Origin of the sequence: Sulfurospirillum sp. MES, assembly GCF_000789415.1 — a bacterium.
Lineage (GTDB): Bacteria > Campylobacterota > Campylobacteria > Campylobacterales > Sulfurospirillaceae > Sulfurospirillum > Sulfurospirillum cavolei.
This window is the reverse complement of the sequence record NZ_JSEC01000014.1, coordinates 1-24102: the sequence shown is the minus strand read 5'-3', so window position 1 is coordinate 24102 and position 24102 is coordinate 1. Positions and strand designations below refer to the sequence as shown.

Here is a 24102-nt window from a genome sequence, read left to right as displayed (position 1 = left end):
TTTTGAAGGCATAATGCTGACGTCGTAAAGGGCACTTCAATGCTCAAAAGTAACGGAACGCTTCTTGTATAGAAAGCCGTATCGAAAAAAATTATGAGGTGAACGATGCACGAATTGTATGCAACTCCCGAAGCAACTCATCGCTTTGCCAAACGATTTTCGCATTATAAAGATTTTTACGCACGCTTTGACGGACTGATCTTTTCCAAACTGGGATTTGGAACGTTTAAAAAAGAGCCGTATAAAGAAGAAAACTATCTGTTTGACTACAAAGAAGCCTTAAAAACGGCGATACGCGGCGGTATTAACCTGATCGACACGGCGATTAACTACCGTTACCAACAAAGCGAGCGCGAGATCGGCGAAGCGTTGGAAGAGCTGATACAAGAAGGTGAAATCAAGCGCGACGAGCTGATTATCTGCTCTAAAGGCGGTTTCATTCCGCTCGATTTTCCGTTTCCTCAAAATCCTTACATGTGGATCGACGAACACATCGTACAAAAAGGCTTGGCGCGTCCCGATGAGATCGAACTCGATCAGCATTGTATGACGCCTGCTTTTTTGTACGATTCGTTGCAACGTTCGTTAGAAAATTTACGCGTCGAAACGCTAGACGTCTATTTTTTACACAATCCCGAAACCCAACTTCAACGTTTGGGGCGTCGTCATTTTTTGCATCGGCTCGAAGATATTTTTCGCTTGTTCGAAGCGATGGTTGACGAGGGGAAAATACGCGCTTACGGCATTGCCGTTTGGAATGCGTTGACGTATGAAGAGCATAACGAAGAGCATATCAACCTCGAAGAGGTGTTTGACGTCGCGCGCGAAGTCGGCGGCTCGAACCACCACTTTAAATACGTACAACTTCCCTTTAATATCGCCAAGACCCATGCCTACTCTGTGCCGACGCAAAAGATGAGCGACGCAAAAGAGTACACGGTTTTACAAGTCGCCCATAAATTGGGATTAGGCGTTTTAAGCAGTGCTTCTTTGTTGCAGATGCATCTGTTTAAGCGTCCCTTTAAGCCTGAAGTCGGCTATTTGCTCGATTCGAAAATGGAGCTTGAAAGCGACGTACAGTTGGCGTTGCAGTTTGTGCGTTCTACCCGCGGCGTCGTTAGTTCGCTTTTTAGCTCGAGCAACCCAGAACATGTTCTAACCAATCTTGGTATTGCCAAGATCAATGCCGCAAATATAGCCAAATACAATCTTTTATACCAAGTGGAGCGTTAAAATGACGTATGACGTGATTATTATCGGTTCGGGTATCGCCGGACTGATGGCGGCGATTGAAGCGAAAAGTGAGACCAACAGTGTCGCCATTATTACCAAAGGCAACCTTTTTAAGTCGAACAGTGCCGTCGCCAGCGGCGGAATTAACGCGGTATTGGATCCTAAAGACGAAGCGGAGATTCAAAAACATATCGACGATACGCGTAAAAGCGCGCAAGGTTTGGGAAATCCAAAAGCGATTGCGTATTTATGCCGCCAAGCACCGCATATCATTCAAAAGCTCGTCGATTACGGCGTTGCTTTCGATCGCGACGAAAACGGAAAAATTTTACAACGCAGTTTCGGAGGCGGAAGTTCAAAACGCACCTGTTTCGTCGGCGACAGTACGGGTTCGGCGATTACGCAAGCGTTGATTAAAAAGGCGCGCTTGATCGGCGTGGATTTTTTAGTGAACCATTACGTGATGGACATTACGAAAATCGAGAAATACGTCAGCGGCATCGTCGTTTTGAAAAAGCAAGACTCCACGGTGGCGGTTTATCCGACCAAAGCCGTCGTTTTTGCCGGCGGCGGATATGCGGGAATTTATCGAGGGTACAGCACCAATGCCCAAGATTGTACGGGCGATTTGCTGAGCGTCGCGTTACGGGCAGGACTCAGTTTGCAAGATATGGAATTCGTGCAATTTCACCCGACGGGATTTGCCAAGACCAGTTACCTCGTTTCCGAAGCGGCGCGAGGTGAGGGCGGATTGCTCGTCAATTCGCAAGGGGAACGTTTCGTAAATGAGTTGGGAACCAGAGACGTTTTGGCGCGCGCGATTTTTTCTCAAATCAAAGCGGGTCAAAAAGTCTATATCGATATGCGTCATATTCCCAAAGAGGTGTTGGAAACGCGCGTGCCCTCTTTGTATAAAAGTGCTTACAACCAAGCGGGCATCGACTTGTCAAGCGAGCTTTTAGAGATCAAACCCGTCGCGCATTACAGTATGGGCGGTATCGCTTCGGTGATGTGCGAATGCGACGTCAGGGGGCTTTTCATTTGCGGCGAGAGTGCTTCTTTAGGCGTTCACGGTGCCAATCGTTTGGGTGGAAATTCACTTTTGGAAGGGGCGGTTTTCGGCGAACTTGCCGGGAAAAAAGCCAAAGAGTATGCGCATACGCGCGATCTTTTGCCGATCGATTATAGCGTCGTTATCAAAAATATGGATTTGGTACAACGCATTTTCGAGGGAGATTGCACTAAAAACTTCAACGCTATGCGAATTTCGGTCGGAAAGGTTATGTTCGACAAAGCGGGTATTTTTCGCAACGAAAGCTCCTTGCAAGAGGCGTTTGATTATATGAAATATTTGCGGCTGGAAGCCAATACCCTGCATTGCATCGACAAGGGCAAACACAATAACGTCGAATTGATTTCGATTTTGGAGCTTCGTAACGCTTTGGAACTCTCCGAAGCGATTATCTTAGGCGCATTGCACCGCAAAGAGAGCCGCGGTTCGCATTACAGGGAAGAGCATCCTTACATGTCAAAAGAGGGAAATCGTCACGTTTTGGTCAAAGAGCTTCAAAAAGGCTTTTTTAAAGTTTCGTACGAAGATCAATGGTTGACGCGCTTTTTAAAAAAATTATTAACCTAAGGAGAAAAAATGGCAAAAGTAATGTTACGCGAAGAGGGAAACGAAATCTACTTTTATATCGCAAAAAAAGATATGGAAGAGACTATCAAAACCATCGAATTTAACAGCGAGGAAAAATGGGGCGGCGAAGTGGTTTTGAGTAACGACGAAACGTGGTGGATACAACCAGGTCCCAAGAACCTTCCCAAAGAAGAGGTTTGTAAAAAGATTTCGGAATAACATGTGGGTTTGTGGTTAAAATATAAACATAAAAAGTGGATATTAAATATTCATTTTGTCTATAATTACGTATCGAAACTAGTGGTTTAGGAGTGTACGATGGTTCCATTAGACGCAAAATGTGGAGATTGTCTGAACACGAGAGAACTAATGACACTCTATGAAACGGCAACGGTCGTTTCCAATTCACTGAATTTGGTCGCATCGCTTGAAAAAGCGTTAATGATTTTAAAAAATAGATTGCATCTTGAAAAATGCGTAATTCATACGCTAGGCGAAGATAATATTTTAAGCGTTTATGCCAGTATCGATTTTAGCAGACATCAAAAAGAGTTGGCGACGTATAAACTCGGCGAAGGCGTCACGGGGCACGCCGCGGAGAGTAAAGAGCCCGTCGTCATCGAAAACCTTCATAACGATATGATGTTTTTAAACAAATCGGGCAATCGCGATCAAAGCGCGATTTCGTATATTGCCGTGCCGATGTTGGTCGATCAAGAGGTCATCGGCGTTTTGGGTGCCAGTACGACGCGTAAGACGGCGATTGATTTTGAAAGTACGATTCGCGTTTTGACGATTTTGAGTTCGATTTTTGCTCAATCCATTCGCTCGCACGATATTAATTTGAAAGAAAAAGAGCGTCTCAAAGAGTTAAAACTTTACTACAAAATGGAGTGGGACTCGAAGGTTCACAATTTCGGCGACATTATCGGAGAAAGTCCGAAAATGAAGATGGTCTACAACGTCGTCGAGCGGATCGCCGAGAGTAACGTCACGGTGTTGGTACGAGGCGAAACGGGTACGGGTAAGGAACTCGTCGCCGCCGCGATTCACAAACGCTCCAAACGCAAAGAAGAGCCTTTTGTGAAGCTCAACTGCGCGGCGATTACCGATACTTTGATCGAAAGCGAACTTTTCGGGCATGAAAAAGGGGCGTTTACCGATGCGAAAGAGGCGCGCAAGGGTCGTTTCGAACTTGCCGACGGCGGAACGCTCTTTTTAGACGAGATCGGCGATATTTCGGCTTCGGCGCAAGTCAAACTGTTACGCGTTTTACAAGAACGCGAATTTGAGCGCGTCGGCGGCAGTAAAACGATTAAAGTCAACGTTCGTTTGGTCGCCGCAACCAATCGCAATTTGGAAGAGATGGTAAAAAACGGGACGTTCAGAGAAGATTTGTACTATCGTCTCAACGTCATTCCTATCGATTTGCCGCCGCTTCGCGAACGCGGCGACGATATTGCGTTGCTCGTCAATTTCTTTTTACAAAAATCGATGAGCAATCATAAGAAAAAAGTGCTTATTACCGACGAAGCGATGGAAATCTTGTGCCAATACACGTGGCCCGGAAACGTGCGAGAGCTGGAAAATACGGTTGAGAGAATCGTATTGATGGGAAGCGAAGACGGTATTAGTGCGGATGAAATGCTGTTGCTTTTACCGGCGTTTAACCAAAAACTAATGTGCCAACGAAGGATCATGAGTGAAGAAGCATGAATTAGAAGCCCAAATTAAAGAGGGCACGACGGTTCCTTTCATCGGAATGGGCGTTTTTAAAGGCACAAAGACCGAAGACGGCTTTCAAATTCCTTTTGACAGCGATTCGATGATTTTAGCGTTAAATTCGGGGCGCGCGATGTCTCCAAGGCTGATGTACGAGTATTCGCGCGCGGCGATGAGCTTGGAACAACGCAAAGGACGAGCGTATATCGAAGGAATGACAAACCGCATCTTTACGGCAAAGCCTTACGCAATGCCTGAGGTGTACGTGTGGCTCAAAACCTTGATGCCTCGCTACGTCGTCGATCTTAATCTGGACGATTCGCTGCTCAAACTGTACGATGCGACGGAGCATTTTTTGATTACGGGCGTGAGTCGTATTATGGCGGGGTATGATCGTTTTATCGTGTATCGTTACGACGTTGCGACTCAAACCTATACACGTATCGATAAAGAAGCCTTACATGTACAAATTCCTATCGTTTTTAAACCGCTCGGCTGTACGGTTCCTGAAAAAAACTTTATTATTTCCGATGCCGATTTTGTCGATTGGTTGACCGAAGCGATGGGCGGTTACGCGCTTCCTCCTTTATTGAAAACTTATAAAAACGACAAAAGCTATCTTTTCCTCGGCGTCGATTTCGATCGCGATACTTTTCGTATGGTGGCAAACGAGATTACGTTAGGATTGAAAGGCGGTTATACGATCAACGATCAAGAGACGATGCGTAAAAAAGAGGAAAAGTTTTTGAAAGCCCATCGTGTCGAAAAGCTTCCCGTTTCATTGGAAACATTTTTAAAGAGTGCCGAGTAGCACTCTTTACATGTTTATTCTTCGACGCTTACTTCAACGGGATCGCTCTCCCAAATACCGTGTTTAGTACAGTAGCTTTGCGCGACGAGGTGGAGTTTTTTACCGGTCGGTACGATCGTAAACGTGACTTCCGCTTGACCTTTTTTATCTTGTCCTCCGAGCGTTCCGGCGACAAAATCGGCTCTTGCTAAAAGCGTTTCGCCGTTGTAAAGTTGGATATTGGCGATGTAGTGGTCAAAATCGTCCGGATGCGTATAGGCGTTTCCGACTTTAACGGTTACTTTAAACGGTGCATTTTGTTTAGCGTTTTGCGCACAGGCGATAAAGGGAGAGTGTCGATCGATATAATCTTTTTTAGCTTCTCTCTCAACGGTGTCGATATCGACGTAACGATTAATTTTTGGCATTCCATGACTCCTTGTTGTTTAAAAGATATGAAATCATAATACACAATCGTGAAAATAACTCTTAAAAATAGGAGAGATAAAGTCCTATTTATAATTTTTTAAGGAGCAAAGATATTTTGCTCCTTACATGTGAGGTTTTAGAGGAGGGTAACGCGAACGTTGTGTTTATCAACGCCGATGGCTTTAGCATTTGTTTCTCCCAATGCCAATACTAAAAGTTCGGGAAGCGTAAGGCTAAAAAGTCCGATTTCGCGACCGAGGAGTTTTTCGCTCTCTTTTTGGTAAACGTCGCACATCACAAAACTGCGCGCGTCCGTCACGACGATGAAATCCGCCGCATTGTCGAACATATCGAGCATCGCCTTGCCGCAAAGTTTTTGGGCGGCTTGCGGATTCGCATCGAAGAGTTCGTATCCGTCGCTCTCAAAACGGTGTTCGTGTTTGACGCGTTTAAGTTCTATCAAATCCAAAAGGGCGTTTAGGTCTTCGTCGCGGTTGAATTTGCGTGCACGACAATATGCGCTGCTTTGGAAAAGTGCTGCTTGAAACTTTGTAAAAGGGCGTTTGAGCATCGTTTGGAGTTTTTCAATACCGCAGACCTCCAGTAAAAAACGCTCTAAGCTTAAAATTTCGACGTCAAGGTTCAGCGTAACGCTTTTATCCAAGAGCGTGGAAGCTACTTTTTCATAGAGCTCGGGATTTGTCTGAAGAGCCTCTTTCGTTATGGCAAGAGAGCTGAACGAACTTTGCTCCGGACAGACGATATGCGCGTTTTCTTTCGCGGCTTTGGAAAGCGTGAAGGCATTGCGAATGAAGAACTTTTCTTGATCCAGCATCATCATCTCAAATCCGACGTCGGATTTAACCTCTTTTAAAGAGGGAACGTCAAGCTCCAACATGCGAAAAAGTGTTTGGGTCGCTTGCGTGAAAGGGGTTGTTTTATCGGCTTCGATTAAACTATCGAATAAAAAGTAACGTTTCATCGTCTCTCCTTACAACGTGTCGACGCGACGGGATAATTTTTCGACCAATGGATTGTAAAACGGTCGATGTTGCATCATCGTGTTTTTCAATGCGGCGATTTTTCGCTCGACTTCGCCTGCACACGGATAGATTTTTTGGCACAATCTCGTGCGTACGAAGATACCGGTTTTTTCATCGGCGATCACGTTTAAAATTTTCTCTTTTTGCTCGGGATATTTTTGAATCATATCGAAAGCAAACGCAAACAAAGCGTCGCCTTGAAAATCTTCAATGACGTCTAAAGCACTGGAAGCATAACGGTAAATCAGATACTGCTCGTAAAGGGCTTTATCTTTACCGTCCACCCAAGCATTGAGCCGATCAAAGTTGCGATAAAAATCGTCGGTATCGATGATCATATCTTTGATAGCACGTTTGATGCTAAGCGGTTCTAAGCACAACTCTTTACCCATTGACTCGACGACACCTTTGAGTGTTTCGGAAGCAAAGAGGGCTTTTTGATTGATTTTAAGAGCCGAAAGAGCGTCTTTTGGAAAATCAAAGCTAGGATCTTGTGCCTGAATAAGCGTTAAAAGCGTTTGAACGCTTTTGTTAAGATCGACGGTGACGTAGTGGGTTTTGTAGTAAGGAAGAAAATCTGTTTTTGCGTCAAAGCGAAAAACGCTGAGGGCAAGTTTACACTCCATTTTTTCGAACTCCTTTTAAGGTAATACTCTATTCTAGCGCACTTTTACTTAAGGAAAACGCCTATTTTTCAAGTGGTTTTAGGCGCACGCGTCGCTATAATGGCTTCTTAATGCGTATCATCTTACAATAGCCTTCGTACAAAACTTTTGGTGTACCTAAAAGCACCGAAGGTGCGCGGGCATTGCGCCGAGCAAAACCCAGTGTTAACGTAGTCTTTGGAGCTTTGCTTCAAAGGCGTGTTAAAGATAAAAAAGTTTAAACGCAAGTGGGGTTACATGGACAAAGAGTCTTTTTTTATTTCACAATTTCCAAGTACGAGCATCGGCGACGACGGTGCGGTTGTGGGAAATTTCGTCTATGCAAAAGACCTCTTTTGCGAAGGGATTCATTTTAGACGCGACTGGATGCGTTTGGATCAAATCGCGCAAAAAAGCATGTTGGTCAATATCTCCGACGCGATTGCGATGAATGCAAAACCTAAATGGGCATTGATCGGCGTCGTGATGCCTAAAACATTCGACTACGCGCAACTCAAAGAATTAAGCGGAGGGTTTCAAAAGGTAGCACGCCGCTACGGAATCGACATCATCGGCGGCGACACGACCGCGGGGGAAACCTTGGCGATCTCGATTACGATCATTGCCGAGCGTCCTTCGCATGTTTTGTATCGAAGCGGTGCAAAAATAGGCGATTACGTCGCGTATACCGGGACGCTCGGTCGTTCTTATCGTGAGTTGACGCGCCTGTTGCGAGGAGGGAGCGTCTCTTCGTCGGGACGCTTTATGCAACCCGATCTTAAAGAGCGTTTCGTTTACAAAGCCGCTCGTCATTGGCATGCGGGTATGGATATTTCCGACGGACTCTTTAAAGACCTTTCGCGTCTTTTAAAACAAAGCGGTAAAAAGGGCGTTCGCTGGCTCAAACGGCTCCCTAAAAGGCTTACATGTAGCGGGGAAGAGTATGAGATGCTTTTTTGTTTTGATCCGCGTAAAAAACGAACGGTTGCGTGCCTTGCCCGTCAAACGCGCACGAAAATGACGATCGTAGGTCGCGTGCAAAGAGGACGGCTTAGGTGTCGTTGTCGGGAACATCATTTTTGAGGGTGACGTACTTCGCACGCCAACCAACATCGCAACTCTGGCCTCATCGAGCGTAGAAACCGTATGCAAAAGGGCATACTATTAACCAATCAAGGACATTTATGAACAGGCAATTTTTTCTTTCCCATTCGCCGATCAATGCGATGTTTACCAAAAACAGCAGTGACTTCGTGGTCAATGAAATCCCTCTTTATCCTTTCAGCGGCGAGGGTGAGCATTTGGTCTTACATGTCAGAAAAAAAGACCTCACGACATGGGATATGCTTCAATACCTTAGTGAAGTGACGGGGTGTAAAGTGCGTGATTTTGGTTATGCAGGACTCAAAGACAAAGAGGGCATGACGACGCAGTATATTTCGTTGCATAAAAATTTCGAGCCCAAACTTGCCAACTTTAGCCATGAAAAGATCAAAATTTTAGACAAAACCTACCACAACAATAAAATCCGTACAGGACACTTAAAAGGCAATCGCTTTTTTGTACGCCTTAAAAAAGTAGGCCCCATCGATGGGAAAAAACTTCAAGACGGTCTTAAAAAGATCGCTAAAGAGGGTTTCCCGAATTTTTTCGGCTACCAGCGTTTCGGCATTGACGGCGACAACTACGTTAAGGGTAAAGCGATTTTAGAGGGGAGTCGCAAAGAACGCAACCCTAAGATGAAAGAGTTTTTTATCAACGCGTATCAGAGCTATCTGTTTAACATGTGGCTTTCAAAACGCATCGAAATGAGCCGCTTGATCGAAGAGTTCAATGTCGCCGATGCGACACGCGCAACAAACCTACCCAAAGAGATGGTCGAAAGCCTTAAAAAACAACCCCAGTTTTTTAAACTTTTGCATGGCGATGTGTTGCACCATTACCCTGCGGGCAAAGCGTTCGTGTGTGAAACTGTTGCAGAAGAGCTTCCGCGTTTTTTAGCACACGGTATCACGATAGCCGGTTGGTTGGTCGGCGGTAAAAATATTCGTGCCGAATACGAGGCGGGCGAAATCGAACAGATGATTTTTAAAGAGAGCGTGCCTTTTTTAGACAAAATCAACGGAAGCCGTCGCTTTGCATGGAGTTTTGCGGAAGATGTTGAGGGTATTTACAAAGAAGAAGAGGCATGGTTTGAAATGCATTTTTCCCTTCCAAAAGGCTCGTACGCTACCGTGATCATCGAGGAATTACTTAAGATAGAATTATAAAAATTTCTTAATGGAATACTTTATGCAAGATTTCCTTTTAGCATTGTCGTTGGCGTAAAACGACGACGGTGCTAATCCGTAACGGAGCTTGCTATGACAATCAAATACCGTTTGATTATTTCCGCTTTCATCAGTTCATGCGTGGTTATTTTACTCATAGGTCTTTCGTTTATCACGATTCAACGGGTACAAATTCAAGGAAGTTTATACGAACAAATCATTCTCTCCAAAGACCTTTTAGCCGACATTCTTCCGCCTCCGGAATATATCATCGAAGCGCGCTTGGTCAGTTATCAACTTGCCGACAGCACGCAAGCACAGATTGAAGAGCACAAACACAAGCTTGAAACCTTACAAAAAGATTTTTTAGATCGTCAGCGTTATTGGGAGCAAAGTACTTTACCCCAACCGTTACGACAACTCATTTTGGAACATATAAAAGCTCCGGCATTACGTTATTTTGAAGTAACGGCAACCAAGTTGATTCCTGCCGTCGAACGCGGAGATTTAAAAGAGGCGTATGCCCTGTTACACGGTGAGTTACAAACGTATTATGAAGAACATCGTCGCTTTGTCGATCAATTGGTCGTGCTTTCCAATGAACAGGCTCAAAAAGACGAAAACCGTTCTAACGAAGCCTTAAAATCGGGATACGCAACGATGATTTTAACCGCTACGTTCGGTATCGGTATTTTACTCTTTGTATCGTGGTATACGTCACGGGTCATTCTTAAAAATATCAATAAACTCAAAGATATTGCCGCACTGCTTGCTTCCGAAAAAGCCGATCTTTCCCGTCGCTTACCGATTGAGAGCAATGATGAAATCGCGCATACTTCCGAACATTTCAATCGCCTTTTCGATCAATTCGAACATGTCGTTCTCATGGCTCAAGAAGAAGAGGCGAAAATGAAAGAGGCGCATCGCGAAGTGAACGAACATATGGCACAATCTCGTTTGATGATAGCATTAAGCAATGCCATGACCTCCGGTGCGATTGAAGGAAGCGTTGCTATACAACATACGATGCAATCGACGATAGTGACATTGCAGGAGATATTAACTCTGAACGAGCAAACCTCCGTGGTCGTAACCGACGTACATCAAAGCACCGATGAAATCATACATGCAATCGATCGCATCGTCGAAAAAGTCAACGAAACGCGTCAAAATGCTCAAAGCGTGACGCAAAGTACGCAAGAAATCAGTCACGTCATCGCTTTAATCAAAGATATTTCCGATCAAACCAATCTTTTAGCACTGAATGCCGCCATCGAAGCGGCGCGTGCGGGCGAACACGGACGCGGGTTTGCGGTGGTTGCCGATGAAGTTAGAAAATTGGCGGAGCGAACGCAAAAAGCAACTGCCGAAGTCGAAGCAACCATCAATATTCTTAGACAAAACTCCGAAGTCATGGTCGAAAACACCAAATCTACGGAAAACTACGCACTCGAATCGGCACAAAAACTGGATCGCTTCAAAAACGCGTTGCATCATTTAACCGATAATGCCGATGCGATTCGAAGGGAAAATCGACTGATTTCTTACGATATTTTCATTGAATTAGCCAAATTGGATCATATTATTTTTAAACTCAACGCTTATAATGCCCTCTTCAATAACGATACTAAAATAAACTTGAGCAATCACCACGAATGTCGTTTGGGCAAATGGTACGACGAAGGAGACGGAAAAACCGCTTTCGGACATGTCCCGAGTTTTCAACGTTTAGCCGCACCGCATGCATTGATTCACGAAAAAATCTTGGAATCGTTAAAATGCCTTCGTACCGACGGTTGCACGCAAAATGCCGCAGCTATTTTGGAGAATTTTAAAACCGTCGAACTCAAAAGCAAAGAGCTTTTTGAGATTCTTGATCGAATGATCGAAGAGGTCAAAAAGTCGTAGCTCTTCTCTCTTTCAGAGCACCTTTAAGGGGAAGTTTGCTACAATAATCGTTCTAAAGGTACGGCAGGTGATTGCTTGGACGCATGCGTTCAAGAGGAAAGTCCGGGCTACATGTGAGACATGGTTCCGTCTAACGGACGGCTAGGGTAACCTAAGGGACAGTGCAACAGAAAGTAAACTACCATTTTATCACTCTTGCGAAAGCATAGCTTTAGTGAGATGAATTTTATGCGAGCTTTGCTTGTATAAAAGAAGATGTTAAAATGGAAAAGGTGAAACGGCGGGGTAAGAGCCCACCAGCGCTTTGAGTAATCATCGCGGCTATGTAAACCCAACCTGTAGCAAGAAGGGACGGTTTTGGTCTCACGCTTCATAAACCCTTCGCTAGAGGCTTATCGTAAGATAAGTCGTAGATAAATAATCACCCCAGACAGAACCCGGCTTATCGCCGTACCTTTTGTCCCAAAGCCTAAAGAAGGATATATTTGGAAAATCTGATCTTTTTAGCGCATGTGGTACTTTTAATGGTACTCTCTCCGATTATTTCTCGCCTTTTTCGCCTTCCAACACCCGTCGTCGAAATTTTACTCGGTACGTTTGCTATTTGGTCGGGATTCTTACATGTCGATAACGACGTCTTTAAAAACCTCGCCAAAATCGGTTTTTTCTACCTGATGTTTTTAGCGGGTTTAGAGATCGATATTCAGCGTTTTTTAGAGTATAAAGATCGTTTTTTAAAAAAAGCGATGTTGTATTTCGGATGTTTATACGGTATTTCGTTTTCGCTTTATTTTATCATGGGGCTTTCTGCCGTCTATATCGTTGCTATACCGATCGTCTCGTTAGGGATGATTATGGCGTTGATCAACCAACACGGACGTCGACACAAATGGCTTGAACTTTCACTCATTATCGGCGTGATCGGTGAGATTATCAGCATCGGCGCATTGGTAATTTTCGACGGTATGATCACACACGGGTTCGGTTGGCATTTTGTCAAAAGCTTGATGATTTTAGCCTTGGTTTTTCTCTCTTCGTACGTTCTTTTCCGTTTAGTTAAAATTCTTTTTTGGTGGTATCCGCAACTCAAAAATATTATTATGCCCAACCACGATACGATGCACCAAAGTTTACGTTTTAGTATGGCGCTTTTTTTCGTTTTGATCGCAACGATGCAATGGCTTGAAATCGATATGGTTTTAGGTGCGTTTATCGCCGGTATTTATATTTCGAATTTTTTTACGCATAAACGCGAACTGCCGCATCAACTCTCAACGTTCGGTTTTGGATTTTTGGTACCACTTTTTTTCATCTTCGTCGGAACGACGTTGGATCTTAATCTCGTGTTTAGTTCGCATATTTTAATGCATGCTCTGTGGATTATGATTGCGATGGTTTTGGCACGTATGATCAGCTCTTTTATTGCCTATTACAGCTATTTGGGATTTAAAAGTACAATTCTTTTTAGTTTGGGCGATTCGATGCCTTTGACGTTTTTGGTTGCCATTGCAACCATTGCGGTTAAAAACGGAGCGATCGATGCGAATGAATATGCTTCGTTTATCGTTGCCGCTTTGATGGAAGGTATTTTGATTATGACCTTGATACAGTTTTTAATGTACCTCTTCGCTAAGTTTGAAAAAAACGATCTCTAAATAACGCCCGAGGAAGCGCAGTGAGTCAAAAATTAAGCTTTTTCCGCTATTTCCACTTGATGGCGATTGCGGTTTTTTTACTCTTTTCGGTTGCGTTTTTCGGCTTTAGTTTTTACAACATCAAACATAAATTTTATAACGATGTTGCGGCCTTGAAGGAGAGCTATTTTCAGACGCAAAAAGAGCTCTTGCAAAAAGAGGTCAATCGCTTCATCGAAGAGATCGACCAAAAGCGCCGATCGGCCTATGCCAATACCCAACGTCTCGTTCGTGCGCGCGTGGATGAAGCCTACAATGTGGCGGTGCACATATACGAGGAGAACAAAGATAAACACTCCCCCTCACAAATCCAAGAGCGCATTATTCAAACGCTTCGTATGTTGCGTTACGAGCACAATAAAGGGTATTTTTTTATTCTTGATTTGAACGGCACGGCAATGCTTTTGACCAATCATCCCGAGATGGAAGGAAAAACACTTCTCAACGTGCACAATATCGAAGGAAGATGTATTGCCAAAGGCATGATCGATATTGCCCAAACGATGTCGGAAGGTTATTACGAATACCTTTGGAGCAAACCTTTTGAAGAAGCCGACAACCATAAAAAAATCTCGTATGTTAAACGGTTCGAACCTTTTGACTGGTTGATCGGAACAGGCTATTACGTCGAAGATTCGGAGACACAAATACGCCAAGAGATTTTGGCGGATGAGCGACGCTTTCATTTTGACGATCAACAAGACGGGTATGTGTTTATCGGTACGTGGGAGGGTTTTTCGCTTTCGTATCCCGCGCCGAATCGTAACATGTACGATACTCAAGACGCACAAGGCAAACGGGTCGTTCAAGAATTGATTCAAACTGCCAAATCAGGAGGCGGTTTTGTCGAATACGTTATGCCTCCGTTGAAAAACGAAAAAGCCTTGCCGAAACTAAGTTACGTAAGGGCCTATCCGGATTGGCGATGGTATGTGGGAGCCGGAGTTTACGTCGATAAAATAGAACAAGACATCGCGCAATTGGAAGCTAAAATGTACGACGAGCTTAAGGCGATGCTTTCGTCGATCGGTATTTGGATTTCGCTTTTTATTGCAACGGTTTGGACGGTTTATTTTTATCTTAACCGTCGTTTGCGTAAAGATTTTGAAACGTTTATCGCTTTTTTCGATTCCTTATCGAGCAAAGACCGTCTGATCGATACGCAATCGTTAAAATTCAAGGAGTTTGAAGAGCTAGCACTTCATGCCAACACGATGTTGACGGCAAAAATACATAGCAATAAACATCTTGAGCAGTATAAGAAAATCGTCTCGAGTTCTGAAGATTTTTTAGCGCTTATTGATCGTCATTATACCTATTTGGCGATTAGCGAGGCGTATTTAAGCTTTTTTGATAAAGAAAAAGAGGCAATCGTCGGACATACGATGCCAGAGCTTTTCGGAGAACAGTATTTTGCCGAGACGCTAAAGCCCATGAGCGATCGAGTTTTGTGCGGTGAAACGTTTGAATCCGAATATTGGGTGCTCTCGTCGTTCGGCAAGCGTTTTTTACATGCAAAATATTTTCCTTATTACGAACAAGGCGACAAACTACCTTCCGCTTACGTTGTTTCCGCGCGCGACAATACCGAGAAAAAAGCCAATGAAGAGCGTTTAATCGCCTCGGAAAAGGCCCTCGAATTTTTAGCGCACAACGACGTTTTAACCGGACTTCCTAACCGCTTATTGTTAAACGACAGAATTGCCCATGCGATTGAAAACAGCAAACGGCATATGCAAATGATTGCCGTTTGTTTTATGGACTTGGACAATTTTAAGAAGATCAACGACAGCTTCGGGCACAGTTACGGCGACGAAATATTAAAGCAGTTTGCCCTTCGCGTGCAGCATAAAATTCGCCACTGCGATACGTTATCTCGTATCGGCGGAGACGAGTTTGTCTTAGTCATCGAGTCAATCAACGAACGCGCTGAAGTCGAAGTGATTTTGCGTAAGATTCAGACGATTTTTGAAGAGCCTTTTATCAATAAAGATCAAAAATTCTTTTTAACGGCAAGCATCGGCGTTAGTTTGTATCCCGATCACGGAACTGAGGGCGAAACGCTGATTAAAAATGCCGATGCGGCGATGTACAAAGCCAAAGACGCCGGTAAAAACGCCTATGCCTTCTACACAATCGATATGACCGTCGCTTCGTACGAACGTATCGGTATGGAAAATGCGCTTCGCGAAGCGGTTAAAGAGGAACAATTTTTGGTTTATTATCAACCGCAAATCGATCTTCAAACCCGTGAACTCATCGGCGTGGAAGCACTCGTTCGTTGGCAGCATCCTTTGGAGGGTATTTTGGCTCCGGGACGCTTTATCGCGTATGCCGAAGAGACGAGGTTGATCGTCGAGATCGGAGCATGGGTACTGCGCCAAACCTGTTTGGATTGGGTCGCATTGCACGAAGAGGGACTTTTTAGCGGAACGGTTTCCGTGAATATCTCAGGCGTGCAAATTGAATTTAGCGATTTTCTTCAAACCCTCAAAACGGTTTTAAACGAGACCAAGATCGATCCGTCCGTGATTGAAATGGAAGTAACCGAGTCGATTTTGATGCACGATCCTAAGCGATGGATTATGCTTTTAAAAGAGATGCAAAGCTTGGGGCTTAATATCGCGATCGACGATTTCGGTACGGGGTATTCATCTTTGAGTTATTTACGAAAGCTACCGATCAACAAACTCAAAGTCGACATGTCGTTTGTTAAAGATATTCCGGATCATGAGGACGCTTGTGCGATTGCCGATTCGATTATTCAACTCTCGCGCAGTATGAAGATTACGACTTTGGCGGAAGGAATCGAACATGAAGCGCAAGAACGCTTCTTGGCAGAACACGGTTGTGCTCAAGGTCAAGGTTATTTGTATGCGAAACCGATGAGCATCGAAGACTTGCGCCGATGGATACGCCAAAGAACTACGACTTAAAAAAATCGCAAATATCGACTTCTAAAATCGTTGCTATTTTATACAAATGCTCGATATTGTAGTGTTTATTCTCCAATCCTGCTTCGATTTTGGCTATCGTACTGACCGATTTATGCCCGATCGTCAGGGCTAGATCGAGTTGCGTCATCTTTTTTTCTTTACGAATATGCTGAACGTTACGGGCAATCAAGCGGTGAAACGCTTGAATCTCGTCCGGTAAAAAATCTCTAAATGCCAGCATGATAATTTTCCCTATAGTGAAGTATTATCTAAGTTTATAACGGTTAAAATGTTTTTAAAATTCCCTATAGTGAATTAAAACAGTACGGTACGGTGTAGGCATGATGGATAATTTTTGCATTAGTATTATGGTTGCAACAGGTATTTTTTTTGTTTCCGTCTTGCTTTTCCTCATCAAAATCATTGTTTCCCTTAAACGAAAAATGCTTTATCTTAATGAATTGACGCAAAAAGATGAGTTGACTCAAGCCTACACGCGACGTTATTTTCTTGAGATTTTGGAATATCATTTAAGATTGTTACATCGTTACCATAATTCTTCTGCCGTTTTAATGATAGATGTGGATGATTTTAAACAGATAAATGATACACACGGACACCTTTTCGGTGACGAAGTTTTAGTGCATATCGTCAATGAATGTAACTTAAAGTTACGCGAAGGCGACGTACTGGCTCGCTTTGGAGGCGACGAATTTATTTTGTTATGTCCGCTGATCGATCGGGAGGATATTTTTGTCGTTATCGAAAAAATTCAAGACGCCTTGCGAACGTATCAAAACATACCGATTAGTATCAGCGTCGGCGTGTGCCTTTTTTCCCATTCTTTAAGCGCCGAAGCGATCGTTCAGTGCGCCGATCGTGAATTATACGAAGCGAAAGAGAAAGGGAAAAACCGCATCGAATGCGTTATGCCTTGAAAATTCCGCTAAATCAGAGTACAATTATCCGAAACCCTTATGCTAGGAGAGCCGGTTAAACCGGCTGAGATAAAGAATGACGATTCTTTGATCCTCAAAGCCGAGTCTTTTGCTCGGTCGAGACCTGATCCGGATAATACCGGCGTAGGCAAGCATCAAAAATTCCTCCGTACTTTTTCCCTCTCTTATTGCATCAGAGCGTTGAACTCTCTTTTTGAGGATAGCGTATGAAACACTGTTTAACCATTGCCGGCTCGGATAGCTGCGGAGGTGCGGGCATTCAAGCCGATCTGAAAACTTTTAGTGCGAACGGAACGTACGGTATGAGCGTTATTACGGCGATTACGGCTCAAAATACGCAAGGCGTTTTTGACGTTCAAGACGTGACCCCAAATGTCATTACACGTCAAATTGAAGCCATTTTCGACGATATTCGCGTCGATGCGGTCAAGATCGGTATGGTATCGCGTCCCGAAACCATCCATGCGATCGTCTCCGCATTAAAACGCTATGCCTTGCCGCCGCTTGTCGTCGATCCCGTGATGATTTCCAAAAGCGGTTACGATCTGTTACAACCCGAAGCCAAAAAAGCGTTGATTGAAGAACTCTTACCGATGGCGACGCTGATTACGCCCAATTTACCCGAAGCGGAAGTCATCGTGGGCTATCGGATCGATTCTTTGGAAAAGATGCGTCGTGCCGCAGGCGATTTACATGCGCTTGGATGTTCGAACGTTTTAGTCAAAGGCGGTCATTTGGAAGCGGACGCTATCGACGTCTTGTATGATGGAGAGCATTTTTTCGAATTGCATTCGCCGCGCTTACACACGCGTAATACGCACGGTACGGGTTGTACGCTCTCATCGGCGATTGCGGCTTATTTGGCACAAGACTATCCGCTCAAAGAAGCGGTGGAAGAAGCAAAAGCTTATATTACCGAAGCAATTGAACACGGTTTTGCCTTGGGGCAGGGTGTAGGACCGGTGCATCATTTTTACGCATTGTATCGCAAAGCGGGAGTGAACGTATGATGCGCGAAAAAACCGTTTTGGGCGGATGGAGCCTTTTTGCGCTGTGGTTTGGTGCCGCAATCTCTTTGGCGGAGATTTTAACGGGCTCTTTTTTGGCACCTTTGGGATTTATGCAAGGCGTATGGGCGATCGTGATCGGACATCTGATCGGCGGAGCGATTTTAATTTTGGGCGGTATTATCGGGTTTAACGCCAAAATAGGGGCGATGACCTCGACGCGTATCGCATTCGGCAGATACGGATCGTATCTTTTCTCCGTTTTAAATATGCTTCAGCTCTTAGGCTGGACGGCGGTGATGATGCTCTCCGGTGCTAAAGCCGCCGACGCGTTAAGCCTCTCTCTTTGGGGAATTGAAAATCTTCACGTTTGGACGATCGTAATTGCCGCTTTAATCCTGCTGTGGATTGCTTTGGGCAAACAGGGCTTTACGCGATTGAACGTTATCGCGGTCGTATTGCTTTTGGGTTTGACGCTTTTGTTATGTTTTGTCGTTTTTCGGGAACAAGAGATTTTTGCCTCGCCTTCGACCGGTGAGATGAGCTTTGGCGCGGCGTTGGAACTTTGCGTGATTATGCCGCTTTCGTGGTTACCGTTGATTGCCGATTATACGCGCTTTGCGGCGCATAAAACGCGCGGTTTGATCGGTAGTTTTTTAGGCTATTTTCTCGGTAGTTCGTTGATGTATACGATCGGTTTGGCGATGGCATTGTATGCCAAAGACGCAAGTGTTGTGAGCATGATGAACGCGCTCAATTTAGGATTTTTTGCTTTGGGTATCGTGTTACTTTCAACCGTAACGACGACATTTTTGGACGCCTATTCCGCCGGAGTAACGTTTCGAAATCTTTTTCCTCAATTTTCCGAACGTTCAATCGCTTTAGTCATGACGTTGATAGGTCTTGGCGTTGCGCTTTTAACGCCGATTGAGGCATACGAAAACTTTTTGTATGCGATCGGTTCGGTGTTTGCTCCTTTGTTTGCGATCGTGCTGAGCGATTATTTTCTCTTCGGCAATACGCGTATCGATGAAACGTTACGCTTACATGTAGGGTATGTTTTCGTTTGGATTGCGGGGATTATCGTCTATTATTATTTTTTAACGCTCGATTTTATTTTTGGGTCGACGTTACCGACGATGATCGTGACGCTTTTATTGTTTGTTACGCTTAGGAAAGGAGTTCGAACATGGACGTTAAAGAACAACTAAAGGCACTCTTTGAAGCACTAGCGCATAAACGCGCATTGATTCACCATATTACCAATTACGTGACGGTCAACGATTGTGCCAATACGGTTTTAGCCATCGGCGCATCGCCTATTATGGCGGACGCGTTACAAGAAGTCGAAGCGATGGTCTCTTTGTGCGACGCTTTGGTTCTAAATATCGGAACACTCAACGCCCAAACGTTCGAAGCAATGCAAAAGGCCGCTAGCAAGGCGAATGCAAAACAGATTCCCGTTGTTTTAGACCCCGTGGGTGTGGGTGCGACACCCTTTCGCCTTCAAAGCGTTAAGGAATTATTGCGACAGGTACGCATGGACGTCGTTCGCGGCAATATGGCGGAGATCAAAACGATTGCGGGATTGGAAGCGAAAAGCTCCGGCGTCGATTCGTTGGATGATGAAGCAGACGGCGGATTGATCGCCGCTTCGTTAGCCAAAAAACTTCAGTGTACGATTGCGATTACGGGTAAAGAAGATATCGTCTCAAACGGCAATGTAACGTATCGCTTGCAAAACGGCGATGCTTTATTGACAAACGTTACGGGCACGGGATGCATGACGACTTCGTTGATCGGTAGTTTTTTAGGAACAAAAAGCGATGCGTTGATTTCGGCTATTGCCGGTATTTCGACGATGGCGATAGCTTCCGAATTAGCGGATAAAACCAAAGGCACAGGCAGTTTTCGCGTTTCGTTGATCGATGAAATCAGTAAGATGGACGCAGCGACGCTTCATCGTTTTTTACGTATTCAAAACGTGTTATAATCTCGCAAAAAGGAGCGAGAATGGAGTCAATAACGTTTGCGCAATTTTTTCCCGCTTTTTTACTAACGCTCTTAGCCGGGCTTAGTACCGGTTTTGGTGCGTTAATTGCTTTTTTTTCTAAAAATAAAAGCCATACGTTTCTATCGATCGGACTCGGTTTCTCCGCAGGCGTGATGGTGTACGTTTCATTCGTCGAAATTTTAAATAAGTCTAAACTCTCCTTTGTTACGCTTTTTCACAGTGACGTTAAGGGCGAAGCGATTGCGTTGGTCTGTTTTTTTGCGGGAATTGCGCTCAGTGCCTTGATCGATAAAATTATTCCCGAAGACGTCAATCCTCACGAACTCAAATCAACCCAAGAACTGAGCGTTCTTCACGAAACAAACGCACAAACGCCCATCAATCATTCGGCACTGCATCGTACGGGTATTTTTACGGCACTTGCGATCACGATTCACAATTTTCCCGAAGGGTTTGCGACGTTTATCGCCGCGGTCGAAAACGTGACTATCGGCTTAACGATCGCGCTTGCGATCGCAATTCACAATATTCCAGAGGGAATGGCGGTTTCGTTACCGATTTATCATGCGACGGGAAATCGTAAAAAAGCGTTTTGGTACGCTTTTCTCTCAGGTTTAGCGGAGCCTATCGGCGCGATCGTAGGCTTTTTCCTCTTACTTCCGATCATGGGCGAGCTGACGTTAGGCATTACGTTCGGCGTGGTTGCGGGCATCATGGTATATATCTCTTTTGACGAACTCTTACCTTCAGCGCGCGTGTACGGTAATGCACATACGACGATTTTCGGCATTGTTCTAGGAATGTTCGTAATGGCAATAAGCTTGGTTGCGTTCAAATTAATCTAACATGTAAGACGTGATTCCAATCTGACATGTAACGGTAAATGTCAATCATTAAGTGCACGGAACTGCGTTTATTCAAAGTCGAAAAACTCTTTGATGCTGACATTAAGCGCTTTAGAGATTTTGTAGAGGTGTTCTAACGAAAACTTAATGTTATGGTATCCTGATTCCGCGCCGGCGATTAATGAGGTCGATTTAAATCCAAGCATATTGGAAAGTTCGAGCTGGCTAATACCTTTTTTTTTACGAATAGCCTGAATGCGCCGCCCGACGCTTAAAAAAAACGCTCGCATTTCTGTACTGTCATATTCTATTTCTTGTTGAAAATGCTCTAGGGTTTTTTTCATAAAATTTCTTTAATGCTTTTAATTTTCCATGCGTGAGTTTATACCGATAAACGACTTCAATCAATCTACTATAGTAGAGTATTTGAGTTTTAATTGATTTTACGACTAAAATTAAGGCGGAAAATGATTACGTATGTCAAATTAATATCATTTTAATTTTATTTAAAATAAAATGCATATTTATCTATTATAATAGAGTATTTAGCTTTCTTTCTCAATTAAACTCATCAGAAAAACGTAGGTATACGTACACAAAAGAAGGTATTATGATTTATCGCGAAGCAATCCATATGCTCAATACGATTTTGGAAGAAAAAGACCCTTATACGGCAGGACATTCAAGAAGAGTCGCCTATTATGCTTCTAAAATTGCGGAAAATTTGGGATTGGACGCCAAAGAACAGACGTTAGCGCACGAAACCGGATTGCTTCATGACGTCGGAAAACTCTTAACCCCCGAATCCATTCTTTTAAAACCCAAGCGTTTTACGAAAAAAGAGCTCATCATTATGCAGCGTCATGCGATCGACAGCGTGAAAGTCATCGAAAATATTTCCGCGTTAAAAGACCATGTCCCTATTGTGCGGCATCATCACGAATCGTTCGACGGGACGGGCTATCCCGATCGACTCAGAGGCGATGCTATTCCTCTGATATCACGCATTTTATGCGTTGCCGACGCTTTTGACGCTATGACGACCAACCGAATCTACAAACCGCGAAAAACCAAAAACGAAGCCTTAAACGAGTTACGATGATGCTCCAATACGCAATTTGATCCGCACGTCGTTGAAGCCGCCGTACGTTTTTTCGAAATCCAAAAAGAGCTTACAAGCGTTCATCAAATTCCGACGTCGTATCATCAAGAAGAGTATTTTGCGTTTTTCTACAAAGATAAAATCACGACGGGATATTCCAGCGATTATTTGAACTACTTTTTAATGCAACGGGGTGAAAACGAGTGCATTTGCTGCTATCTGATCGAAATTCATCATATGCATTGCTATAACGATTATTACGGCTGGAAAGCGGGAAACCATCTTTTAAAAGAGACGTTTTTAAGGCTCAAACTTCTCTTTGACCATGCGCCGATTTTTCGTATCTACGGCGATGATTTTGTGATCTTAAACTCGCATCATATGAATGTTGACACGCAAGAGGTTAAAGAAAAACTCTGTTTAGGATTTGAGGGGATCGACATTAGTCTGACCCATTTTCATCTTCATGATTTTTCGTTTCGAACATGGGAAGATTTTGAACCGTATTTGCATAAAAAAAAGAATATTAAATACCTCAAAGGAGTGGTTAATTTATGAGTATCTCAAAACAGTTAATTACCATGCTTCTCATTGCTATTTTAGGCATTATCGCCGTTTTTAGCATCGGGATGACGAAGATGGAACACGTCTATGCCAAGACCAATACATGTAACGTCAATTCCTTACCGAGTATTTTACTGATCGGAGATTTACAGCAAGCGATGTACCGCATGCGCATTGTTGCTTTACAGCATATAGAAAGTGATGATCTTAAGGCGCAAAAAGCGTTGGAAGAAAAATTTGACGGTTATAAACGCGATTTTGAAAAAGCCAATCACGATTACGAACGCTTGATTTCCGATGCCAAAGACAGAGGTTATTACGAAAAAGAAAAAGAGTATTTTAATAAATATACCCAGATCGTGAACAAAATTTTTACGCTTTCCAAAGAAGGTAAAAAAGAGGAAATTAAACAGTTGATCGCCGCTACGGCGGAAGTGCCTCAAACGCTTACGAAGACGACGGATGAGCATATGGACGATGTCCAAGAAGATGCATTACGTGAATCGCAAGAAGCGGCTGCGGAAAAGAACAGCGCCTCGTCGATGATGATAGGACTTTCCCTAATCGTAGCTTTGAGCGTGATTGTCTTAGGCGTGATGATCCGTAATAACGTTATGCAAGGAGTGCATCTGATACGTGATAGTATCAGTGGATTCGTTCAAAAAAAAGAGTTGAAGTTTCGCATCCATTACGGTAAAAAGAATGAGATTCAAGAGATCGTCAATAGCTTTAATACGCTGGTGGATACCTTAGAGCATATTATTGAAGACGTTAAACGCTCTTCTTCGGAAAACGCTTCGGTTTCGCATGAACTCTCTACCACCAGTATGCAAATCGGCAGAAACGCCGAAAACAGTACCGTGATCGTCAACAATACGATTGAAGAGATCGTATCGATTAAAAAATTTGTTCAAGAAACAGCGATTCTCTCCGAATCGATGAAACAAAGTATCGCCCTTGCGGGCAATAAACTCGAAGCCGCCAAAAATGAAGTGATTCAACTGAAAAATGAAGTCGAACTTGCCAGTGAAGCCGAAAGTGCACTTGCCGGACAATTGGAGCAGATGAGTAAAGATGCCGAACAGGTCAAAGAGATCTTAACCGTCATCTCCGATATTGCCGATCAAACCAATTTGCTTGCACTCAATGCCGCCATCGAAGCCGCACGTGCGGGAGAACACGGAAGAGGCTTTGCGGTGGTTGCCGATGAAGTACGTAAACTTGCCGAACGTACCCAATCGTCTCTAACCGAGATTAACGCAACGATTAACGTCATCGTTCAATCCATCGTTAACTCTTCGGA

At 43.9% G+C, this 24102-nt stretch carries 23 protein-coding genes, 1 other RNA gene and 1 riboswitch; of the genes, 19 read left to right on the top strand and 5 right to left on the bottom strand.

Annotation, left to right across the window (positions count from 1 at the left end; all coding sequences use genetic code 11):
- Positions 1 to 105 precede the first annotated feature (105 nt).
- From OA34_RS11970 to OA34_RS11950, 5 genes are all read left to right on the top strand, one after another.
- Positions 106 to 1233 (top strand): aldo/keto reductase, encoded by a 1128-nt coding sequence (locus tag OA34_RS11970; protein WP_039675670.1) that lies wholly within the window; start codon positions 106 to 108, stop codon positions 1231 to 1233.
- A gap of 1 nt (position 1234) precedes the next feature.
- Complete coding sequence (locus OA34_RS11965; protein ID WP_039675668.1) at positions 1235 to 2872, top strand: L-aspartate oxidase; 1638 nt, start codon at positions 1235 to 1237, stop codon at positions 2870 to 2872.
- A 9-nt stretch (positions 2873 to 2881) separates the two neighbouring features.
- Positions 2882 to 3091, top strand: a complete 210-nt coding sequence (gene nifT / locus OA34_RS11960; protein ID WP_039675666.1) for a putative nitrogen fixation protein NifT — start codon at positions 2882 to 2884, stop codon at positions 3089 to 3091.
- Positions 3092 to 3241: 150 nt separating this feature from the next.
- Positions 3242 to 4588, top strand: a complete 1347-nt coding sequence (locus OA34_RS11955; protein WP_231964758.1) for a sigma 54-interacting transcriptional regulator — start codon at positions 3242 to 3244, stop codon at positions 4586 to 4588.
- Positions 4575 to 5405, top strand: coding sequence for an SIR2 family protein (locus OA34_RS11950; RefSeq protein WP_039675664.1), 831 nt, complete (start codon positions 4575 to 4577; stop codon positions 5403 to 5405). The genes OA34_RS11955 and OA34_RS11950 overlap by 14 nt, the downstream gene beginning before the upstream one ends.
- A gap of 14 nt (positions 5406 to 5419) precedes the next feature.
- On the opposite strand, the gene OA34_RS11945 is transcribed toward OA34_RS11950, so the two are convergent.
- The 3 genes from OA34_RS11945 to OA34_RS11935 all read right to left on the bottom strand — a co-directional run bounded on the left by OA34_RS11945 (position 5420) and on the right by OA34_RS11935 (position 7482).
- On the bottom strand, positions 5420 to 5812 hold the full coding sequence (locus OA34_RS11945; RefSeq protein WP_039675663.1) for a class II SORL domain-containing protein: 393 nt from the start codon (positions 5810 to 5812) through the stop codon (positions 5420 to 5422).
- Positions 5813 to 5949: 137 nt separating this feature from the next.
- The gene (locus OA34_RS11940; protein WP_039675661.1) at positions 5950 to 6795 is read right to left on the bottom strand and encodes an HdrB C-terminal domain-containing protein; all 846 of its coding nucleotides are present in this window, start codon (positions 6793 to 6795) and stop codon (positions 5950 to 5952) included.
- A 9-nt stretch (positions 6796 to 6804) separates the two neighbouring features.
- Positions 6805 to 7482, bottom strand: a complete 678-nt coding sequence (locus tag OA34_RS11935; RefSeq protein WP_039675659.1) for a DUF5644 domain-containing protein — start codon at positions 7480 to 7482, stop codon at positions 6805 to 6807.
- Between the two features lie 276 nt (positions 7483 to 7758).
- On the opposite strand from OA34_RS11935, the gene OA34_RS11930 reads away from it, so the two are divergent.
- The 6 genes from OA34_RS11930 to OA34_RS13820 all read left to right on the top strand — a co-directional run bounded on the left by OA34_RS11930 (position 7759) and on the right by OA34_RS13820 (position 16308).
- A complete protein-coding gene (locus tag OA34_RS11930) occupies positions 7759 to 8583 on the top strand; it encodes a thiamine-phosphate kinase (RefSeq protein WP_039675657.1) in 825 nt (274 codons plus the stop codon).
- A gap of 101 nt (positions 8584 to 8684) precedes the next feature.
- Positions 8685 to 9770: a tRNA pseudouridine(13) synthase TruD gene (gene truD, locus OA34_RS11925; RefSeq protein ID WP_254376179.1), complete on the top strand. Its 1086-nt coding sequence runs from the start codon at positions 8685 to 8687 to the stop codon at positions 9768 to 9770.
- A 93-nt stretch (positions 9771 to 9863) separates the two neighbouring features.
- Positions 9864 to 11678 carry a methyl-accepting chemotaxis protein gene (locus OA34_RS11920; RefSeq protein WP_286683027.1) on the top strand — a complete coding sequence of 605 codons (1815 nt, stop codon included), beginning with the start codon at positions 9864 to 9866 and terminating at the stop codon, positions 11676 to 11678.
- Positions 11679 to 11733: 55 nt separating this feature from the next.
- Positions 11734 to 12139: RNase P RNA component class A (rnpB, locus tag OA34_RS12035), an RNA gene on the top strand.
- A gap of 24 nt (positions 12140 to 12163) precedes the next feature.
- Positions 12164 to 13333, top strand: coding sequence for a cation:proton antiporter (locus OA34_RS11915; RefSeq protein WP_039675654.1), 1170 nt, complete (start codon positions 12164 to 12166; stop codon positions 13331 to 13333).
- Positions 13334 to 13353: 20 nt separating this feature from the next.
- Positions 13354 to 16308, top strand: coding sequence for a cache domain-containing protein (locus OA34_RS13820; RefSeq protein WP_286683026.1), 2955 nt, complete (start codon positions 13354 to 13356; stop codon positions 16306 to 16308).
- Here OA34_RS13820 and OA34_RS11905 read toward each other — a convergent pair.
- Positions 16298 to 16549 (bottom strand): helix-turn-helix domain-containing protein, encoded by a 252-nt coding sequence (locus OA34_RS11905; RefSeq protein WP_039675653.1) that lies wholly within the window; start codon positions 16547 to 16549, stop codon positions 16298 to 16300. The two genes, OA34_RS13820 and OA34_RS11905, sit on opposite strands and share 11 nt — an antisense overlap.
- Before the next feature lie 100 nt (positions 16550 to 16649).
- On the opposite strand from OA34_RS11905, the gene OA34_RS11900 reads away from it, so the two are divergent.
- The 5 genes from OA34_RS11900 (at position 16650) to zupT (ending at position 21133) form a co-directional block, all read left to right on the top strand.
- Positions 16650 to 17246 (top strand): GGDEF domain-containing protein, encoded by a 597-nt coding sequence (locus OA34_RS11900; RefSeq protein WP_039675651.1) that lies wholly within the window; start codon positions 16650 to 16652, stop codon positions 17244 to 17246.
- A 34-nt stretch (positions 17247 to 17280) separates the two neighbouring features.
- Positions 17281 to 17414, top strand: a riboswitch (TPP riboswitch).
- Between the two features lie 59 nt (positions 17415 to 17473).
- On the top strand, positions 17474 to 18277 hold the full coding sequence (gene thiD, locus OA34_RS11895) for a bifunctional hydroxymethylpyrimidine kinase/phosphomethylpyrimidine kinase (protein ID WP_039675649.1): 804 nt from the start codon (positions 17474 to 17476) through the stop codon (positions 18275 to 18277).
- Entirely contained in the window at positions 18274 to 19485 is a 1212-nt protein-coding gene (cytX, locus tag OA34_RS11890) for a putative hydroxymethylpyrimidine transporter CytX (protein ID WP_039675647.1), read from the top strand. The genes thiD and cytX overlap by 4 nt, the downstream gene beginning before the upstream one ends.
- Positions 19464 to 20267, top strand: coding sequence for a hydroxyethylthiazole kinase (gene thiM / locus OA34_RS11885; protein ID WP_039675645.1), 804 nt, complete (start codon positions 19464 to 19466; stop codon positions 20265 to 20267). Before cytX ends, thiM begins: the two co-directional genes overlap by 22 nt.
- A 20-nt stretch (positions 20268 to 20287) precedes the next feature.
- The gene (zupT, locus tag OA34_RS11880) at positions 20288 to 21133 is read left to right on the top strand and encodes a zinc transporter ZupT (protein ID WP_039675643.1); all 846 of its coding nucleotides are present in this window, start codon (positions 20288 to 20290) and stop codon (positions 21131 to 21133) included.
- Between the two features lie 68 nt (positions 21134 to 21201).
- On the opposite strand, the gene OA34_RS11875 is transcribed toward zupT, so the two are convergent.
- On the bottom strand, positions 21202 to 21477 hold the full coding sequence (locus OA34_RS11875) for a helix-turn-helix domain-containing protein (RefSeq protein WP_041963405.1): 276 nt from the start codon (positions 21475 to 21477) through the stop codon (positions 21202 to 21204).
- 92 nt (positions 21478 to 21569) lie between these two features.
- Between OA34_RS11875 and OA34_RS13815 the strand changes: the two genes are divergently transcribed.
- From OA34_RS13815 to OA34_RS11865, 3 genes are all read left to right on the top strand, one after another.
- Entirely contained in the window at positions 21570 to 22235 is a 666-nt protein-coding gene (locus tag OA34_RS13815) for an HD-GYP domain-containing protein (RefSeq protein ID WP_353681574.1), read from the top strand.
- 183 nt (positions 22236 to 22418) lie between these two features.
- Positions 22419 to 22793, top strand: a complete 375-nt coding sequence (locus OA34_RS13810) for a diguanylate cyclase domain-containing protein (protein WP_144440993.1) — start codon at positions 22419 to 22421, stop codon at positions 22791 to 22793.
- The coding region (locus OA34_RS11865) for a methyl-accepting chemotaxis protein (protein ID WP_039675641.1) at positions 22790 to 24102 on the top strand (1313 nt) is incomplete at its 3' end. The genes OA34_RS13810 and OA34_RS11865, both read left to right, overlap by 4 nt.